The following is an 18,063-nucleotide window of genomic DNA, read 5'->3' on the forward strand; positions in this document are numbered from 1 at the left end:
ATCCCGAAAGGTTCCTGAATATGCCTTAAATTTGCGCAAATAAATTTAGCTCCCGTGAAGAATATTGTCATTTTTGCCTCCGGTTCCGGCTCGAACGCCGAAAAGATCATCGAACATTTCAGCGGATCAACAGAGGTAAAAATCACTCATATTTTTTGCAATAATCCAGAGGCGGGTGTCTTCCAGCGCGCGGAACGTCTTCACATTCCCTGTAGTTTATTTACCCGCGAAGCATACAAAAACGGCACGGTCTTGCGAAAAATCCAATCATTACATACCGATTGGGTTATTTTAGCAGGTTTTCTGTGGCTTATCCCTTCTGAATTTGTTCAGGCATACCCACAAAAAATTATCAATTTACATCCGGCACTACTACCAAAATTTGGCGGGAAAGGCATGTATGGCCATTTTGTCCATGAAGCTGTTGTGGCTGCTGGCGAACAAGAATCAGGCATTACCATTCATTATGTAACTGAACATTACGATGAGGGTGCCATCATCTTCCAGAGCTCTTTCCCGGTTTTACCGAGTGATACTCCGGAAGATGTAGCAAAAAAAGGTCAAGTGCTTGAACACCGGGACTTCCCCAAAGTGATCGAATCGCTGGTATTACCAGCCACCACCTAGCACCCGATACAATTGGATGGCATGCGTCCAGCGTTTACGTGAGTATTCTAGTAAGTCCAATTCAGACCGTAGGGCATTTTGCTGGGCAGTTAACACCTCCAAATAACTCGCATTTGCGGTTAAAAATAGTGTCCCCACGGTGTTTATTGCACCTTTTGTGAGTAATACCTCCCGTTCCTTTAACTGACTTTGGCGCTGCAAATAGCCCAGCGATTTTACTTGGGTATCCCATTCCAAATACCCTTGAATCAACGCATTTTGATAGGCCAAATCCTGAACTTTCCATTGCGCATCCGTACGCAAAATATCTGCGGAAATAGCCGAACGATTCAACCATGGCGTGGTAATACCTCCCAATAATTGATACGCCATCGAAGCTGGCAATTGAAACAAATAAGCCGGCTGAAAACCTTGCACACCTAAAATCCCGGATAAAACTACGGATGGTTTCAAGGCTAATTTGGCACTTTCCTTGGACTCAAAAGCGGCCAACAAATTCAATTTGGCTTGTCGGATATCCGGCCGTCTTTCCAGCTGATCGATCTGAACATGCGCAAACAAAGTGCTATCCAACGAACATTGAAAAGGGAATGGCGAACGCTTGATGACAGCTCCCGGTTTATTCAGATAATACCGCACCTGATTCTCCAGCACCGTAATTTGCTGCAACACATCACCCTCCTGTGCGCGGGAATTTAGCAACTGCGCTTCGAGCTGTTGCACTGCCGACTCATTCACAACGCCCGCCTCTTTTTGCACCTTGACCAGTTCAAAAGCCTTCCGCTGAATGTCTATGTTGGCTTTCAAAATATCCATCTCTTTATCCAATGCAATCAGCTGACCATACGCGCTTGCTACTTCAGCTACAAGCGAGGTAATTAACCACTGCTGCCCAGATTCCGTTGCCAAATACCTTAGCGCACTGGCCTTTTTTCGTTTGGCCAGTTTTCCCCAAATATCCCATTCCCAACTAGACTGCACGCCGATCAATAAATCAGGCAAATGCTCTGGGATAATTTGTTCTCGCGTGATATTGGTCGAAAATTTGGTATCAAAATTACCTACGCCATCCATCGTATACTTACCAAAACGACGTAAGCTTGGTTGGACAACTCCCCCGACAGTAGGCATACGCAACCCGCGCTGATACACAAAATCTGCTCGAGATGCTGCCATTTCCAGGAACCCAATCTTGATATCATTGCTGCGAACCAGCACGGAATCGATCAGCTGGACTAATAAACTATCTCGCTTCCAGCATGCTTGCACATCTGAAACGGAGGCTTGCTCATTCGGCTGTCGGTATGTTTCTAAATCTGCATTCACCCGATTCTGAACGCTCAAGTTTGATTGGCAGGAAACGATTCCTAGGCCAAGCACTATAATCCAAAATCTATTTCTCATTTTTTGACCATTTAGCCGAGAGTGATGCGAACACCACGTATAACCCCGGAATTACTAACAAACCACCTACCGTTCCTAAAATCATTCCACCAGCGGATGCCGTTCCAATCGTCCGATTACCAATCGCACCTGCACCCGAGGCAATCATCAACGGAATTAATCCGGCCACAAACGCAAAAGAAGTCATCAAAATAGGACGCAAACGAGAGAAAGCTCCCTCTTTCGCCGCTTCGATAATCGATGCCCCTTCCTTCTGTTTCGCAATGGCGAACTCAACGATTAGAATAGCATTCTTTCCTAATAAACCAATCAACATCACGAGCGCTACTTGTGCATAAATGTTGTTTTGCAAGCCAAATAGATACAAGAACGCGTAGGTTCCCATCGCGCCCATCGGCAAGAAAAGCAGTACTGGGAATGGCAATAAGAAGGATTCATATTGTGCGGCAAGCAAGAGATATACGAATAACAAACAGATCGCGAAAATGAAAATGGCCTGATTTCCTGCCAAATCTTCCTCCCGCGTCATGCCCGACCATTCCAACGTATACCCCCGCGGTAGACTCTTTAGCGCCTGCGCTCGGATGATATCTAATACCGCTCCAGAAGAAAATCCAGGTGCCGGTTCGCCATTCACCATCGCTGAGGTAAACATATTGTACCGGGTAAATTGCTCCGGTCCGTACACGCGTTTCATTTTGACGAAAGAGGAATAAGGCACCATTTCGCCGTCCTTATTTTTGGCATAAAACTTCAGCACATCATCTGGATGCGCGCGGTAACGTGGATCCACTTGGACCATCACTTTGTACATTTGGCCAAAGCGGATGAAGTTAGTTGCATAGAAACTACCCAATAACGTCTGCAGATTATCCATAGCCGGAAGCACATTTACGCCTTTCTGCGCTGCAGCTTCTTGGTCTACTTCTAACATGTACTGTGGAAAGGATGGGTCAAAACTCGAGAAGGTATTCTGAATCTCAGGCGCCTCATTGAGTTTCTTAGCAAATTCATCTGCTACGCCAGCTAACTTCTGCAAATCCCCCGAACCACTTCGATCCTGAATTCTAAATTCAAAACCAGAGGCGTTTCCAAAACCTGGAACAGCCGGCGGAGGGAAAAACTGAATACTGGCATCCTTGATTCCATTCGTCTTCGAACGAATGATTTCCGTTAATTCATCTACGGTCTCTTTTCGCTCTTCCCAAGGTTTCAAGGTAATGATACCTGTACCGTAAGAAGCTCCAGAACCATCGGTCAACAAACTAAATCCAGCCAAAGTAGAAAAGGACTCAATCGCATCCACTCCTTTAATCGATTTGTAGACCTGATCCATCACACTTTCGGTACGCTCTAACGTCGCTCCAGCCGGAGTCGTCGCATTCACATACAAGGTTCCCTGATCTTCTGAAGGAATAAATCCACTCGGAACGATACCCGATAGAACAGCCGTTCCCACCACCGATCCGAGCAAAATCAACCACATCAAAATACGCTTACTGATCAGCACACCTACCCAAACCAAATACTTTTGAGCGATTTGATCATAGCGGTGATTGAAGGCATGGAAGAATTTACCGAGTAAGTTCTTCTGGTTATGCTCTGGCTTTTTCAACAATAACACACAAAGTGCGGGAGTTAAAGTCAAAGCCGTTAAGCCCGATAAAGCAATCGAAATCGCCATCGTTACCGAGAACTGTCGGAAGAATACCCCAATCGGCCCAGAAAGAAAGGCAACCGGAACAAACACCGCTCCCATGACTAAGGTAATCGCTAAAATGGCTCCAGAAATCTCGTGCATTGCCTCTTGCGTGGCGGCGAGAACAGGCATGTCTTTTTCCTCCATTTTGGCATGGACGGCCTCCACGACGACAATCGCGTTATCCACCACAATACCGATGGCTAATACGAGTGAGAATAAAGTCAATAAGTTAATGGAGAACCCGAAGGCCAACATAAACGTAAACGTACCTACCAAGGAAACCGGCACCGCAATGATGGGCACGAGCGTCGCGCGCCAATCTTGCAGGAAGATAAATACCACGAGGGCTACCAATAAAAAGGCCTCAAGTAACGTTTTGATTACCTCTTGAATCGAGGCATCTAAGAAACGAGACACGTCATATGAAATGGTAAAACCCATGCCTGGAGGGAAGGTCGTCGTCTTCAATTCTGCCAAGCGTTTCTTCACATTCTCAATGACCTCTGCTGCGTTCGAACCTGGTCGTTGCTTTAATAATATCGCAGCGGACGGTCGGCCATTTTCTTTCGAAAGTACATCGTAATCCAATGACCCAAATTCGACATCTGCCAAATCCTTCAAACGCAAAATTTGACCTGTCTCTGTTGCCTTAATAACCAAATTCTCATACTGAGCCACCTGGGTAAACTTCCCGGTGTAACGCATCACATACTGCAAGGCTTGCGGATGCTTGCCGGAGCTTTCGCCTATTTTTCCTGGAGCTGCCTCCACGTTTTGATTACGCAAAGCCTGAATGACATCTTCGGCTGATAGCTTATAGGCGAATAGACGATCGGGGTGTAACCAAATACGCATCGCATATTCTCTTTGGCCCATGATATCCGCAAAACCAACTCCATTAATACGCTTCAGCTCGGGAAGTACGTTAATATCGGCGAAGTTAAAAATGAACTTCTCATCGATATCAGTATCCTCACTCAATAAGTTCACATACAGCAACATACTATTCACCTCTTTCTCGGTGATTACTCCGGCCTTAATAACCTCTTCAGGTAATTCGTCCAGAACGGTTTGCACACGTGTTTGCACGTTTACCGCGGCCACGTCCGGGTCAGTACCAACCTGAAAATAGACTTGAATAATACTCGTTCCGTCGTTACCTGAAACAGAAGTCATGTACGTCATCCCAGCCACCCCGTTGATGGCGCGTTCGAGTGGCGTCACCACGGCTTTCGCACATACTTCCGCATTTGCTCCCGTATACTTCGTGGTCACCGTTACCGCAGGCGGAACAATATCCGGAAACTGCGTAATGGGCAATTGCTTCATGGCAATCACCCCTAAAATCACGATAAATATCGATACAACGATCGATAATACCGGTCGGGTTATGAATTGTTGGACCATGTTACAGTGCTTTATATTCCGTTAATAATTGGCGCATCGGTTTGAAGGTCGACTTGATTTTCTGACCTTGTTTCACCAACTGGATACCCTCAATTAGCACGGTGTCTTTCGCTGAAAATCCACTTTTAACTAAGTAAAAATGCGGGATGCGTAAGTCTGGGACGATACTTTTCATCTTGACAATACCACCAGCATCCTTGACAAACACGTAACTTTTCTCTTGAATTTCGAAAACAGATTTTTGCGGAATGGCCCAATAGCCGGATACCTTCTTTGGTAATTGTACCTTTCCGGATGCTCCATGGCGAAGTAGTTTATTCGGATTTGAGAAGCGCGCACGAAAAGCAATGTTTCCGGTGTTTTTATCAAATTCTCCTTCGATTGTTTCGACTAAACCCTGTTGGGGATAGCTTTCACCATTCGCTAAAACTAGACTAACCGTGGCTGATTTATTTACTCCACCTTGATCACTGAAGGCCAGATATTCTTGTTCGGATACATTGAAATAGGCGAATACGTTTTGGTTGTCGGACAAAGTTGTCAACAACGTTCCCTCGTCCACTAAACTTCCCCTTTTAAAAGGCAAGCGGTCTACGATACCATCAAATGGCGCACGAATATTCGAATGTTCTACTTTCAATTCCGCGGCACGCACATGGGCTAATGCCTCCTCGCGTTTCGCTTTTAAACCATCTACTTTCGCGAGTGAGATGGCTAATTGGTTTTTGGAAATGACATTTTTGTCCACTAATAAACGTGTATTCACTAAGGTCAATTCCTCCGCTTTTAATTCGGCAGATGCTTGACTCAACACCGCTTTTGCGCGCGCTAAATCAGCCACATACTCCTGGCTATTGATGGTGAACATCACTTGCCCTTTCTTCACTTGCTTGCCTTCGTCCACCAAAATTCGATCTAAATACCCTTTAACCCGAGCTCGAATTTCTACATTTTGTACGGCATGAATATCGGCTACAAACTCCTGCTGGATCGTTGTATCGACGGAAATAGGGGATGAGACTTCTAGCGTTTGCGTTTCTACAGCGTCTTCTTTTTTAGCTGTACATGCACTCAGAAGTAGTAATCCGAATAGGAATTTTTTCATATCTACTTAGTTAGGCCTTCCCCCATGTTGCTTATAGGAAGGCGGTTGGTTTTTCTTTTTCACCGTATCGACCCATTCCACATTGGATGATTTTGGTTGGTATTTGGGTGTTTGTGTTGAAGGCTCAATTTCTTTTTCTTCAACAGGTCGTTGCAAATTAATTTTTTCGGTCAAAGTCCGGTTTATCTGATTTTTATAGTTTTTTCCTTGGCTGAAGCCAACAAAAACAATGCAGATAAACATAGACGCTAGGGCGTATGTTTTCATAACATTAAAGTTCTACGCGTTTATCCGCATAGACGTCAAGAAGATTTTATGATTTTGTTTCTAATGGCATTGGTAACTACACCATGCGGGGAGGGGGACTCACTTGCTCGAGGAGCACATTTAATTCAGACTCATTTCGCTCCGGGAAAGAAGTCTTTTTCAGGTTAGGTATTTGTACGCTTAAAGCTAAATTATCTAATGCGCCATGATTCCACCAATCTTCCGGTGTTCCTTCTTCTTCTTTCGCATCTTCCCATTCTACATCAGTAAACATGGATATCTCAGCTGTCTCCTTCAATAAATCAAAGGCGTACGAAATTCCATCTTTGGTCAAAAGACAGGTAACCAACATGAAATAAAGCAAAATGCGACGCAACATATTAATCTTTTATTTCCTCATAGGGTACATAATCACCGCCTACTTGATCCGACTTGGACTTTGATTTCGGTGGAACATAATCCACATCTATCGTGCCCTCTTTCCGAGCTTTTGAAGCAGCTTGCTTCGCTCGAATATCTTGCTCAGACATCTTCTTATGCACCTGCGTGATGACAAATGCCTTCATCAAAAATCGAAGTAAAGGTATCACGACGTATATGAAAACTAAAATAAGGGCAATAAGTTTTAACATATTAGCGGCTTAGGTATAAATTTCTCTCCCCATATACCTTGCGGAAGAAATCATCTTTTAAATCATCTATAAAATAAATCGCCTCACCGGTCGATTTCATCTCTGGACCTAACTCCATATTTACGTTTGGAAATTTACTGAACGAAAATACAGGAATTTTAATCGCGTACCCTTTTTTGACAGGTTTGAAATTGAAATCCTTCACCTTTTTGTCCCCTAACATGACCTTCGTTGCGTAGTTGACATAAGGCTCTTGGTAAGCTTTACAGATAAATGGCACCGTACGCGAGGCACGTGGGTTCGCTTCGATAATATACACCACTTCGTCTTTTACTGCGAATTGGATGTTTAATAGACCTTTGGTCTTCAAAGCCACCGCAATTTTGCGCGTATGATCCTCGATTTGTTTGATGACATTGTCGGACAAATCAAATGGTGGCAAGACCGAGTGCGAATCTCCGGAGTGAATCCCCGCCGGCTCAATATGCTCCATCAAACCGATGATGTACACATCTTCCCCATCACAAATCGCATCTGCCTCCGCCTCAATCGCATTCTCTAAGAAGTGATCTAATAAAATTTTATTTCCTGGAATATCACGCAAGATATCCACCACGTGTTGCTCCAATTCTTGCTCGTTGATGACAATCTTCATCGACTGACCTCCCAACACATAGGAAGGGCGAACCAACAATGGATACCCTAAATCCCGTCCTAACGCCACGGCATTATCCGCATCTTCACATACACCAAATTTCGGGTAAGGGATTCCTAAGTCTTTCAACAAACTAGAGAACGCACCACGATCTTCGGCTAAATCCAAGGCTTCAAACGAAGTGCCCAAGATTTTAATACCGTATTTCGATAATTTCTCAGCTAATTTCAAAGCTGTTTGACCACCTAACTGCACGATAACGCCTTCTGGTTTCTCATGCTGAATGATGTCATACACATGCTCCCAGAAAACAGGCTCGAAGTATAATTTATCCGCAATATCAAAGTCGGTGGACACCGTCTCTGGATTTGAGTTGATCATAATCGTCTCATAACCAGCCTCTTTGGCAGCTAAAACACCGTGGACACACGAGTAATCAAATTCAATTCCCTGTCCAATCCGGTTGGGACCTGACCCCAATACAACCACTTTTTTCTTCGTAGAAACAACAGATTCGTTATCCAAAACGGCTGATGCGCCTTCTTGGCCAAAAGTCGAATAGTAATATGGCGTCTTCGCCTCAAATTCTGCGGCACAGGTATCAACACATTTGTAAATACGCTTAATGCCCATCGAATTACGCTTATCGTAAACCTCCGATTCGAGGCAACGAAGTGTATGGGCGATTTGGCGATCTGCAAATCCTTTGTGTTTCGCTTCCTCTAATAAATCTTTCGGGATATTCGAGATCGTATATTTCTCCACTTCGCGTTCCACACGAACTAAATCCTCAATTTGGTTCAAAAACCATTTGTTGATCTTCGTTAATTGTTGAATCGTTTTGAACGAAATGCCCATCTTGAAGGCATCGTAGATATGGAATAAGCGGTTCCAAGAAGGATTCGCTAATGAGTGCATGATGGCATCCTGGTCGCGCAATTCTTTTCCATCCGCGCCCATACCATTACGCTTGATCTCTAAGGACTGGCACGCTTTCTGTAGCGCCTCCTGGAAATTACGTCCGATACCCATGGTTTCACCCACCGATTTCATTTGCAATCCTAAGGTACGATCAGCACCTTTAAATTTATCGAAGTTCCAGCGCGGAACCTTCACAATCACGTAATCTAATGCCGGCTCAAAATAGGCCGACGTCGTTCCCGTAATCGCATTCGTTAATTCATCTAAATTATACCCAATCGCCATTTTGGCAGCAATCTTCGCAATCGGATAACCCGTTGCTTTAGAGGCCAAAGCCGATGAGCGCGATACCCGAGGGTTAATCTCAATCGCAATAATTTCATCCGTTTCAGGATTCAGCGAGAACTGCACATTACATCCACCAGCAAATTGACCAATGGCATTCATCATCTTGATGGCCATGTCACGCATGCGTTGGTAAATCGTATCTGGCAACGTCATCGCTGGCGCCACGGTAATCGAATCACCCGTGTGAATACCCATCGGATCGAAGTTTTCGATCGAACAGATAATGATGACGTTCCCTAAATTATCGCGTAAAAGTTCTAATTCGTATTCTTGCCAACCCATGATGGATTGCTCCACTAACACCTCATGGGTAGGGGAAGCATGCAAACCTTTGTTCAAGGCCGCATCGAAATCTTTTGGATCATGCACAAATCCACCACCTGTTCCACCAAGGGTAAAGGATGGACGAATAACTAATGGGAAACCAGTCTCTTGTGCAATCTCTTTACCTTCCAGAAACGAACGAGCCGTACGTCCTTTACAAACGCCCACGCCGATTTCAATCATTTTCAATCGGAATTTCTCCCGATCCTCCGTCGTCTCGATCGCTTTAATATCTACCCCTATAATTCGTACACCATACTTTTCCCAAATACCCGCTGCATCACAATCGATGGCTAAGTTCAAGGCTGTTTGGCCCCCCATCGTAGGTAATACGGCGTCTATTTGATGATTCTCCAAAATATGAATAATCGAAGCCTTCTCTAGCGGCTTCAAATACACATGATCCGCATTCATCGGATCCGTCATAATGGTAGCCGGATTTGAATTAATCAAGATTACTTCAATGCCTTCCTCGCGTAACGAACGAGCGGCTTGAGAACCAGAATAATCAAATTCACAGGCTTGACCAATCACAATAGGACCAGAACCAATAATGAGGACAGATTTAATCGACGAATCTTTAGGCACAGGGTGTGTTAATTTTAAGGGTATTGACTAGTTAATTTTGACCACCTAAGGACTAGGCTCAAAAATTGTACAAAATTAGGGCTTTACCCCCGAAAAGGGAAGTGTTTTTGAAAATAAAATTCACGACGACAATCCAGCGAAAAAATCCCTTATTTTTGACAACTAAAACCTAAAATCGTGCTAAAAATTTTGGTCGCTTTCGATGAAAATCGAGTTATTGGAAAAAACAATGCGTTGATATGGCATTTACCTGCCGACTTAAAACGATTCAAAGCCTTGACTACCGGGCATGTCATCATCATGGGACGCAAAACGTTTGAATCCATAGGCAGGCCGCTCCCAAACCGTACGACCATTGTCATTAGTAGACAGCAAGATTTACAAATCGAAGGCGTTATCCTTACTCACTCCGTGGAAGAGGCGATTTTAAAAGCCAAATCCATTTCTCGAGATGATATTTTTATCGTGGGAGGTGCGGAGATTTATCAATTGAGTTTGCCTTTAGCAGATCAAATTTTAGTTACTCAGCTACACGATATTTTTGAGGGCGATGCCTTTTTCCCCGAAATTTCACCAGCAATCTGGGAGGTAGCGGAGCAGGAGCGCGGGGTCACCGACGAGCAAAATGCGTATCAATTCAGCTACATTACTTACGCGCGCAAATGACACATCAAATTCTCCTAAGTGAAACACCACTTTCGATCGACGCGAGCTACCAGTATTTACAGGATCCAGAAGCTGGCGGTATCTGCCTATTTGTAGGTACGATTCGCAATAAAAACCAACAAAAGGATGTTAAAAACTTGACCATGGAAGCCTATAATGCCATGGCCAAAAAACAGATGGAACGTATCGCGAGCGAAGCTGCCGACCAATGGCCCATTCGTAAGATTAGCGTAGCCCATCGGACTGGGAAATTAGAAATTGGCGACATCGCAGTGATCATCGGCGTTTGTTCCGTCCACCGGGCAGAAGCATTTAATGCCTGTGAATGGCTGATAGATACCCTGAAAAAAGAAGTGCCTATTTGGAAAAATGAATTTTATACGGACGGCTCTGCTTGGCTCGTTCCCCATCCTTGATCAACCATCAAGTTGCATCCGCGAATTTCTGAATTGTCAAAGCGACCTAAGACTTTAAAACTGATTCCATCTGCTTCCAAGGATCCTAAATCTTTAGTTTCAATAAAGGGGCACGAATCAATATTGGCTAAATCGATGATTTGAATTCCCCCTACGCGGCCTGGCTTCGTCACCTTTGAAAACGGATCTGTTACCTCTCGCAATTGGACCCGCATCGAAACGCCGGGAGTAAAAATTCCATCGGTAGCTGCGTATGCTTGGGAAAATAATTCAGTCATCCCATACTCTGACGCGATCTGATTAAGTCCCATGGACGATTTTAAAAATTCATGTACACGTTCCCGAATCCACTCTTCGCGGCGCCCTTTCATCCCACCCGTTTCCATCACCATCAAACGCCCTTCCGCGACAGCTTCCTGCCAAAACGAAAAATCTTGACCTGAATCTACCCAGTCTAATAACCCAAACGTTACCCCCATCACCCAAACTTTTCGTTCCGTCCGTAAGGCCTGTTTAATTTGGGCAACTAAAGCATCATACTGATTTAGAAAAAATCCAGCTAGGGTTGACCCTGATTCTTGAATGAAATGATCCATCATGAAAACCAAGGAAGACGTACTTCGCTCAACATAGGAAGGCAATAGCGCAAAAATATGGTAGTCAGTTAACGGGCCATATTGTTGTTCAAAAATACGTTTGGACTGTTGTTGGTAAAAATCAGGGTCGCAAACCGGGTGTTTAGATGGAATTTGTCCGGTTGTCCCAGAGCTCTCAAAGTCAAATAAAACAGGGGCCTCTCCCGTCAGCACGCGATGATTCTTAAACAATTCAATGGGCAGAAATGGGATTTGAGCGAGCGTCTTCACCGACTGCGGGTTCACGCCAAGCAAGTCGGCATACTGCCGATAAAGCGGATTATACGTCCAGGTAAAATGAAACATCTCTAAAGCAATTGCTTCAAAGCTGGCCTCCTGCATCCCCAGTACCTCTTCCTTCAACTTTGCGCGCCAAGATTCCCACGAATTCAAACCTGTTTGCATTGCTTTTTTTGAATATTCAAACAAAATTAAACCAAATCATTAACTTTACGAACTATGTCAAAATTGGCCCACATTTCGTATTGGTTCATCAGCATCGCTATCCTAAGCTCTTGCCTTAAAGAGCCTGAATGGTCCGCGACACCCGAGATTAGATTCGAAAAAATCGAGAAAATTACGAAAGTTAGTAATGATGGATTTGGTGGAAAAGCCAAAATAGACTCCGTCATTATGACGATTCGCTTTCAAGATGGCGATGGGGACCTCGGCGTTACCCAAGCTGAAATAGTTGCCAATCCAGCCAAATATAAAGATTTTAGAAATTTTGAGGTAGCTGTCTTGCATAAAAAAAATGGAAAGTTCGACCCGATTACCTTTACGCCACCACTAGGTGGACTCATGAATTTCAATTTCAATCCCGATCAAAAAACGGGCGCCATTGAAGGCAGCATTTCCTATTCTACCCAATTTGTTTATGCCTTTTACAAGGGCTATTCGCCTCGATTTACCCCGAATAATGATACGCTCAAGTTTCAGATATTCATTCGTGATAACGCAAAAAATGTAAGTAATACGATAGAAACAGATCCTATCGTTATTTTCCAAAATTAACTTCATCCAACACATGAAAATTAACTCCTACCTCATTGGGCTACTATTCCTTTGCAACCTAACACTTCAAGCCCAAAAAGAAATCACCCTTGCGGACGTTTGGAAAAATGGGACGTTCGCGCAAAGAAGTATTCAAAACCTGAATTGGGCCGCAGATGGTCAATCCTATCTGGAGTTGAAGGCTGGTAAAATCATCAAAACAAATATTCAAGATCCGACGAAGTCAGAGGTACTCTTCGATGAAAAAGGCACTAAAATGGCCTCTGGAGAGACTATTCGGGTACAAAAATTCAGTTTATCGAACGATGAACAGAAGATACTAATCGGCACGGCGTCTGAGCCGATTTACCGCAGAAGTTCAACCGAAACGAATTACGTATTTGACCGTGCGACTCAAAGCTTAAGCTTATTGGCTGCCGGCGGCAAGCAGATGCATGCCAGTTTTTCACCCGACGGAAAGAAGGTTAGCTTCGTGCGGGAGAATAACTTGTACTGGGTAGACCTAACGACCGGAACAGAAAAAGCAGTGACCACTTCCGGGAAACTTAATGCAATTATCCACGGGGTTTGTGACTGGGTATATGAAGAGGAATTCTCTTTTTCAAAAGCGTTTGCATGGTCACCGGACAGCAAAAAGATTGCTTTTTACACCTTTGATGAATCCCAGGTGCCGGTATATAATATGCAAATGTGGGGCGATTTATATCCAAAAGAATACCGCTACAAATATCCCAAGGCAGGCGAAGCTAATTCAACTGTAAGCTTGTCGATTGCCAACATAGAAAGTGCGTCGATCCAAAAAGTGGATGTTGGCCCCATCAAAGACCAGTATATTCCTCGGATGAAATGGACCAAGAGTGCAGATGTTTTGGCCTATATACGCCTAAACCGCTTGCAAAACCACATGGAATTAATTCACCACAGCATTAGCAAAGCGAATGAGACCATCGTCTATGAAGAGAAGTCGGATACTTCCATCGAAATCGAGTCTATCGGTAATGACATCACCTATTTGAACGATCAGAAAAGTTTCATTTTCACGTCCGAAAAAAGTGGGTTTAAACATATATATCTACAAGATTTTACCGCGGGAAAACAGCAAGCAATCACGCAAGGAAATTGGGAGGTAGATGATTTGTATGGGTTTGATGAAAAGTCTAAAACACTCTATTTCAATTCCACAGAACGAACGCCCATCGGTCGTGATGTTTACCAAATTCAGCTAAATGGATCTGGAAAGAAATTAATTGCGGGTACTACTGGAACCAATACGGCAACCTTTAGCCCTGACTTTTCGTATTATATTTTGACACATAGTTCGGCTAAAAGTCCATCAAAAATCACGTTGCATAATACCAAAGCTGGCTTAATGCGTGTGTTAGAAGACAATGCCAAATTAGCGAGCCAGTTGACTGAATATGGCATTTCAACCCGTGAATTTTTTGAGATCCCGTTGGCTAATGGTGACCATTTGAATGGGTATGTGATTAAGCCGGCCAACTTTGATACGTCGAAAAAATATCCGATTTTGATGCATGTGTATGGCGGACCGGGTAGTCAGCAGGTATTGGATTCATTTCCGGGTGCCGACTTCTTTTGGTATCAGATGCTGCTGAAAAAAGGGTATTTAATTTATTGCATCGATAATCGCGGAACGGGTGCAAGAGGCGTTGCATTCAAAAAAATCACGTATCAAAACTTGGGTAAAATTGAAGTTGAAGATCAAATCTTTGCGGCTAAGTATCTAGGTGGCTTGCCACATGTAGATGCATCACGTATTGGTATTTGGGGTTGGAGTTATGGCGGATTCATGTCCGCCAACTGCCTCATGCAGGGAGCTTCGGTATTCAAGGCTGCGATTTCAGTGGCTCCGGTGACGAATTGGCGCTTTTATGACTCGATTTATACGGAACGTTACCAACGTACGCCACAGGAAAATCCGCATGGATATGACGACAATTCGCCCGTAAATCATGTGGATAAATTAAAGGGTAACTTACTGCTTGTACATGGAACTGGAGACGACAATGTTCATTTTCAAAACTCAGTCGCATTAGAAGAAGCCTTGATCAAGGCAAATAAACAGTTCCAAAGCTTCTATTACCCGAATCGGAATCATGGAATTTATGGCGGAAATACGCGCCTACATTTATACCAAATGATGACCGACTTTTTAGAAAAGAATTTATAGTCGGCTTAATCGATCATACATGTCCGCATGTAGTCGGTACACCAACATCCGTTGGTCTTTTTCATCAGTTTGAATATCCAGCACCTCTTTACCTGGAAAGATCAAACCGATGGCTTTAGTGAAATTTTCAAAAAGTTTGGATCGGAATTGCCGTTGTGATTCCGGTGAGCTTTTATGTTTCCCAAAAAACGCGATAATTTGGTGGCCAGATACATATCCTTGTCGGTAATTTAAGAGCATAAAGTCTAAGAACTGTTTTTCATTTTCCCCTAATAGCACATGCAACTGCTGTTTTTTGCGACGATTACGCAGGACAACAACTAATGAAATGGCTAAGATTAATATAATCAATGCGGCAAAAATGGCACCAACTTTCCAAAACTCATTGACCCAAGTATCTTGTGTGATGAGGCCTAAGTAGTCACTTTCATTTATTATTTGAGTGATGGGTATTTTTGCATAACCTGCAGTTTTATATGGATAGCTAGTGGGTGCATTGGTAAACACTAAGGTATCACCTGATAAATGGGTTAATCTCTCTAAGCTTTCATCTGAATGTCCATCACGAATATGGATACGATTTGGATTTTTCCAGCGGTATACTTTGTATCCATCTACCACATCAATGATGAAAATGGAATCCCAGTTATAGGTATGTTGAACTAAATCCACCATGACCATGTAACGCCCGTTGAAGAGGTAATTCCGACTATAATCTTTGGCAAAAAAATCCTTAATCACGGGCAAATTAACTTCTCCGACTATCTTGAATTCCCGGTTATCAAAATTAAATTCATAGATGTTCCAATCATACTCGGACGTATTGTGCAATTCCGTGTCGTTTAGCTTACTATTGGCCATCGTCACAAATCGATCTTTTGTTGGGCAATAACCTGACGGACTAAATGTAATTGACTTGGGGACATCTCCCTCCGCTTGAATACTATTCCATTCTCCACCTTTAAAATTATATTCACTTAGGATATTCGTTGACTGCCAAAAACCATATCCACCAAATGTGTATAATTTCCCCTTGCGCATAAATTGAAAGGACCTACAATTAGCCCCGCGGAAAAAGGTATGATCAATGCGTTGAAATTCCCACGTTGTTTTATCAAGACGATACACCTGCCCGGTACAATGAATGGTCAAATAGAATTGGTTTGTGTTTGGAATGGGATACTCATTCACCCCACGATCCGTGGAAAGAAAATCGGAAATAATGACGTTTTTAAATTGAGCCTTGCGTACAAATTGCCAATTGATTCCATCCGTACAGCGATATATTTCTTGTGATTCAAAGTCCAAACGCAAAAAACTAGACGTATTTGCTTCTTTCCATTTAATATATTGAGCTTGAATAGGGGCACTGATTAGGCAAGCCAACAAGAAAAAAAATAGCCCGAAACGCCGCATAGAATGGTTTTAAAAAACCAAAAATGCAATTTTTTAATTTAAAAATTAAAAAAATCTTAGGTACAGGTCGAGAATTTATGCCAAATTTTTCAACAAAAATGGCTAATTTTGAAACTTGTAAAATACCCAAAGACACATGACGTTACACCGCGAAGGAAAATCACTCTTAATCAGTTCATTGCTAATTGTCTTAACAATCAATGGTCTGGTTGCTTATTTCTTTCCTGAAAATGTGTACCTACGTGAAGCAATCGTTGTCATTACGTCACTCTTTTATTTAATCATTCTTCAGTTTTTCCGTGTACCTGCACGGCATACGGAAATCAATCCCAATCACATCATTGCGCCTGCTGATGGAAAAGTGGTCGTGATTGAAGAAGTAGAGGAACCTGAATATTTTAAAGGAAAACGTAAGCAAGTTTCGATCTTTATGTCACCATTGAACGTGCACGTAAATTTCAATCCTATCTCCGGAATTGTATCCTATTTCAAATATCACCCAGGTAAGTATTTAGTAGCCTGGCACCCAAAATCGAGTACGGAAAACGAACGCACTACATGTGTAGTCAAGCATGAAAATGGCACGGAAATCTTATTCCGCCAAATAGCCGGCGCGCTAGCGAAACGAATTTGCTGGTACGTCAAAGAAGGTGATGCAGTGACACAAGGACAAGAATTCGGCTTTATTAAATTTGGTAGTCGGATCGACATTTACCTCCCCCTAGACGCAGAAATCTGTGTAAACATTGGAGATAAGCCTGTAGGTAGCGAAACGGTTATCGCCAAGCTTCGTTAATTAATCCCAATATTTTCTCGAGGCCTTGTTGGTCTACCTCCGAAAAATCGTTGAGTCTATCTGAGTCAACGTCCAATACCATGGTAACAGCTCCTGCCTGATTTTTTACGGGCAAAACGATCTCTGATTTGGATGCGGATGCACAGGCGATATGCCCAGGAAAGGCATCTACATCAGGAACAATAATGGTTTCTGCCGTTGTATACGCGTGGCCGCAAACCCCTTTATGAAATGGAATTCGCGTACAGGCAACGGGACCTTGAAAGGGTCCGAGGACTAGTTCGCCGTTTTTGACTAGATAAAAACCGACCCAAAAGAAGCCAAAGACCTCTTTTAATCCAGCGGCTATATTGGCCAGATTAGCCGTCAAATCTGTTTCATCTTGAACTAAACTTGCGATTTGAGGATATAGTGCGGCGTATTTTTCAGCCCGACTACCCGAAGGTATATGTAAATCTTCCGCCATCTTAAAAATGTCTACTGATATAGGATTCATTTGCAGGGCAAAGCCAATCATTCCGATAAGCGGTGATTTGCTCAGTTAAAGGTCGCAGAATGGTATCTGTTGGGCCAATACTCCCCGCTTGTACCTGAGATTTTATCTGACCGATAGGAATTAGTTCTAAGGTTTCTCCCCGAAGAACCGCTAAATCCCGATTAAAGAAATCAATATGTAATTCAGCCGCTAGCTCTTTAAACCAGCGTGTCGAAGCATCGATGGAACATCCAGAGGCCTGATTAACAGACTCATTGACAGCGACAACCACCACTTGATTAAACCGGATTTCAAAGGATGCTTGCAGCGGAGCTCCGTGCGCTTCCCAGCCTTTTGTGCCTTGCTCTAGCGTTTGACGAATGCGATCAGATTCGCTAGACGAAAGTGGTCGATTTGCTTGGTAGATCCAAACCCGTGCATGGTCTGGCATTTGTTCAAAAGGTATATACATGG

Annotated in this window: 17 protein-coding genes; 6 read left to right on the forward strand and 11 right to left on the reverse strand. The window is 43.4% G+C overall.

Going from position 1 to position 18,063, the window contains the following annotated elements; all coding sequences use genetic code 11:
* Positions 1-54 precede the first annotated feature (54 nt).
* The gene (gene purN, locus U0R10_RS09450) at positions 55-627 is read left to right on the forward strand and encodes a phosphoribosylglycinamide formyltransferase (protein WP_377983724.1); all 573 of its coding nucleotides are present in this window, start codon (positions 55-57) and stop codon (positions 625-627) included.
* On the opposite strand, the gene U0R10_RS09455 is transcribed toward purN, so the two are convergent.
* From U0R10_RS09455 to carB, 7 genes are all read right to left on the reverse strand, one after another.
* Complete coding sequence (locus U0R10_RS09455; RefSeq protein ID WP_377983725.1) at positions 610-2,031, reverse strand: TolC family protein; 1,422 nt, start codon at positions 2,029-2,031, stop codon at positions 610-612. The genes purN and U0R10_RS09455 overlap by 18 nt on opposite strands.
* The gene (locus U0R10_RS09460; protein WP_377983726.1) at positions 2,021-5,140 is read right to left on the reverse strand and encodes an efflux RND transporter permease subunit; all 3,120 of its coding nucleotides are present in this window, start codon (positions 5,138-5,140) and stop codon (positions 2,021-2,023) included. Before U0R10_RS09460 ends, U0R10_RS09455 begins: the two co-directional genes overlap by 11 nt.
* Position 5,141: 1 nt before the next feature.
* The gene (locus U0R10_RS09465; protein ID WP_377983727.1) at positions 5,142-6,245 is read right to left on the reverse strand and encodes an efflux RND transporter periplasmic adaptor subunit; all 1,104 of its coding nucleotides are present in this window, start codon (positions 6,243-6,245) and stop codon (positions 5,142-5,144) included.
* A gap of 6 nt (positions 6,246-6,251) precedes the next feature.
* Positions 6,252-6,512: a hypothetical protein gene (locus U0R10_RS09470; RefSeq protein ID WP_377983728.1), complete on the reverse strand. Its 261-nt coding sequence runs from the start codon at positions 6,510-6,512 to the stop codon at positions 6,252-6,254.
* Between the two features lie 76 nt (positions 6,513-6,588).
* Positions 6,589-6,891, reverse strand: coding sequence for a hypothetical protein (locus U0R10_RS09475; protein WP_377983729.1), 303 nt, complete (start codon positions 6,889-6,891; stop codon positions 6,589-6,591).
* Position 6,892: 1 nt separating this feature from the next.
* Positions 6,893-7,144: a hypothetical protein gene (locus U0R10_RS09480; RefSeq protein WP_377983730.1), complete on the reverse strand. Its 252-nt coding sequence runs from the start codon at positions 7,142-7,144 to the stop codon at positions 6,893-6,895.
* Position 7,145: 1 nt separating this feature from the next.
* Positions 7,146-9,980: a carbamoyl-phosphate synthase large subunit gene (gene carB / locus U0R10_RS09485; protein WP_377983731.1), complete on the reverse strand. Its 2,835-nt coding sequence runs from the start codon at positions 9,978-9,980 to the stop codon at positions 7,146-7,148.
* A 177-nt stretch (positions 9,981-10,157) separates the two neighbouring features.
* Between carB and U0R10_RS09490 the strand changes: the two genes are divergently transcribed.
* Complete coding sequence (locus U0R10_RS09490) at positions 10,158-10,646, forward strand: dihydrofolate reductase (RefSeq protein WP_377983732.1); 489 nt, start codon at positions 10,158-10,160, stop codon at positions 10,644-10,646.
* Positions 10,643-11,062, forward strand: a complete 420-nt coding sequence (locus U0R10_RS09495) for a molybdenum cofactor biosynthesis protein MoaE (RefSeq protein ID WP_377983733.1) — start codon at positions 10,643-10,645, stop codon at positions 11,060-11,062. Before U0R10_RS09490 ends, U0R10_RS09495 begins: the two co-directional genes overlap by 4 nt.
* Here the strand turns inward: U0R10_RS09495 and U0R10_RS09500 are convergent.
* A complete protein-coding gene (locus U0R10_RS09500; protein WP_377983734.1) occupies positions 11,023-12,102 on the reverse strand; it encodes a long-chain-fatty-acid--protein ligase in 1,080 nt (359 codons plus the stop codon). The two genes, U0R10_RS09495 and U0R10_RS09500, sit on opposite strands and share 40 nt — an antisense overlap.
* Positions 12,103-12,156: 54 nt before the next feature.
* Between U0R10_RS09500 and U0R10_RS09505 the strand changes: the two genes are divergently transcribed.
* Together U0R10_RS09505 and U0R10_RS09510 are read left to right on the forward strand one after the other, a co-directional pair.
* Positions 12,157-12,711, forward strand: a complete 555-nt coding sequence (locus U0R10_RS09505; protein WP_377983735.1) for a hypothetical protein — start codon at positions 12,157-12,159, stop codon at positions 12,709-12,711.
* Positions 12,712-12,724: 13 nt separating this feature from the next.
* Positions 12,725-14,902: a S9 family peptidase gene (locus tag U0R10_RS09510; protein ID WP_377983736.1), complete on the forward strand. Its 2,178-nt coding sequence runs from the start codon at positions 12,725-12,727 to the stop codon at positions 14,900-14,902.
* On the opposite strand, the gene U0R10_RS09515 is transcribed toward U0R10_RS09510, so the two are convergent.
* Positions 14,897-16,318 carry a hypothetical protein gene (locus tag U0R10_RS09515; RefSeq protein ID WP_377983737.1) on the reverse strand — a complete coding sequence of 474 codons (1,422 nt, stop codon included), beginning with the start codon at positions 16,316-16,318 and terminating at the stop codon, positions 14,897-14,899. The two genes, U0R10_RS09510 and U0R10_RS09515, sit on opposite strands and share 6 nt — an antisense overlap.
* Before the next feature lie 136 nt (positions 16,319-16,454).
* Here U0R10_RS09515 and U0R10_RS09520 point away from each other — a divergent pair, with 136 nt between their 5' ends.
* Complete coding sequence (locus U0R10_RS09520; RefSeq protein WP_377983738.1) at positions 16,455-17,114, forward strand: phosphatidylserine decarboxylase family protein; 660 nt, start codon at positions 16,455-16,457, stop codon at positions 17,112-17,114.
* Here U0R10_RS09520 and U0R10_RS09525 read toward each other — a convergent pair.
* Positions 17,095-17,580 (reverse strand): GAF domain-containing protein, encoded by a 486-nt coding sequence (locus U0R10_RS09525; RefSeq protein WP_377983739.1) that lies wholly within the window; start codon positions 17,578-17,580, stop codon positions 17,095-17,097. The genes U0R10_RS09520 and U0R10_RS09525 overlap by 20 nt on opposite strands.
* Before the next feature lies 1 nt (position 17,581).
* Positions 17,582-18,061 (reverse strand): hypothetical protein, encoded by a 480-nt coding sequence (locus U0R10_RS09530; protein ID WP_377983740.1) that lies wholly within the window; start codon positions 18,059-18,061, stop codon positions 17,582-17,584.
* Between the last annotated feature and the right edge of the window lie 2 nt (positions 18,062-18,063).

The organism is Aquirufa avitistagni (genome assembly GCF_042715545.1).
GTDB lineage: Bacteria > Bacteroidota > Bacteroidia > Cytophagales > Spirosomataceae > Aquirufa > Aquirufa avitistagni.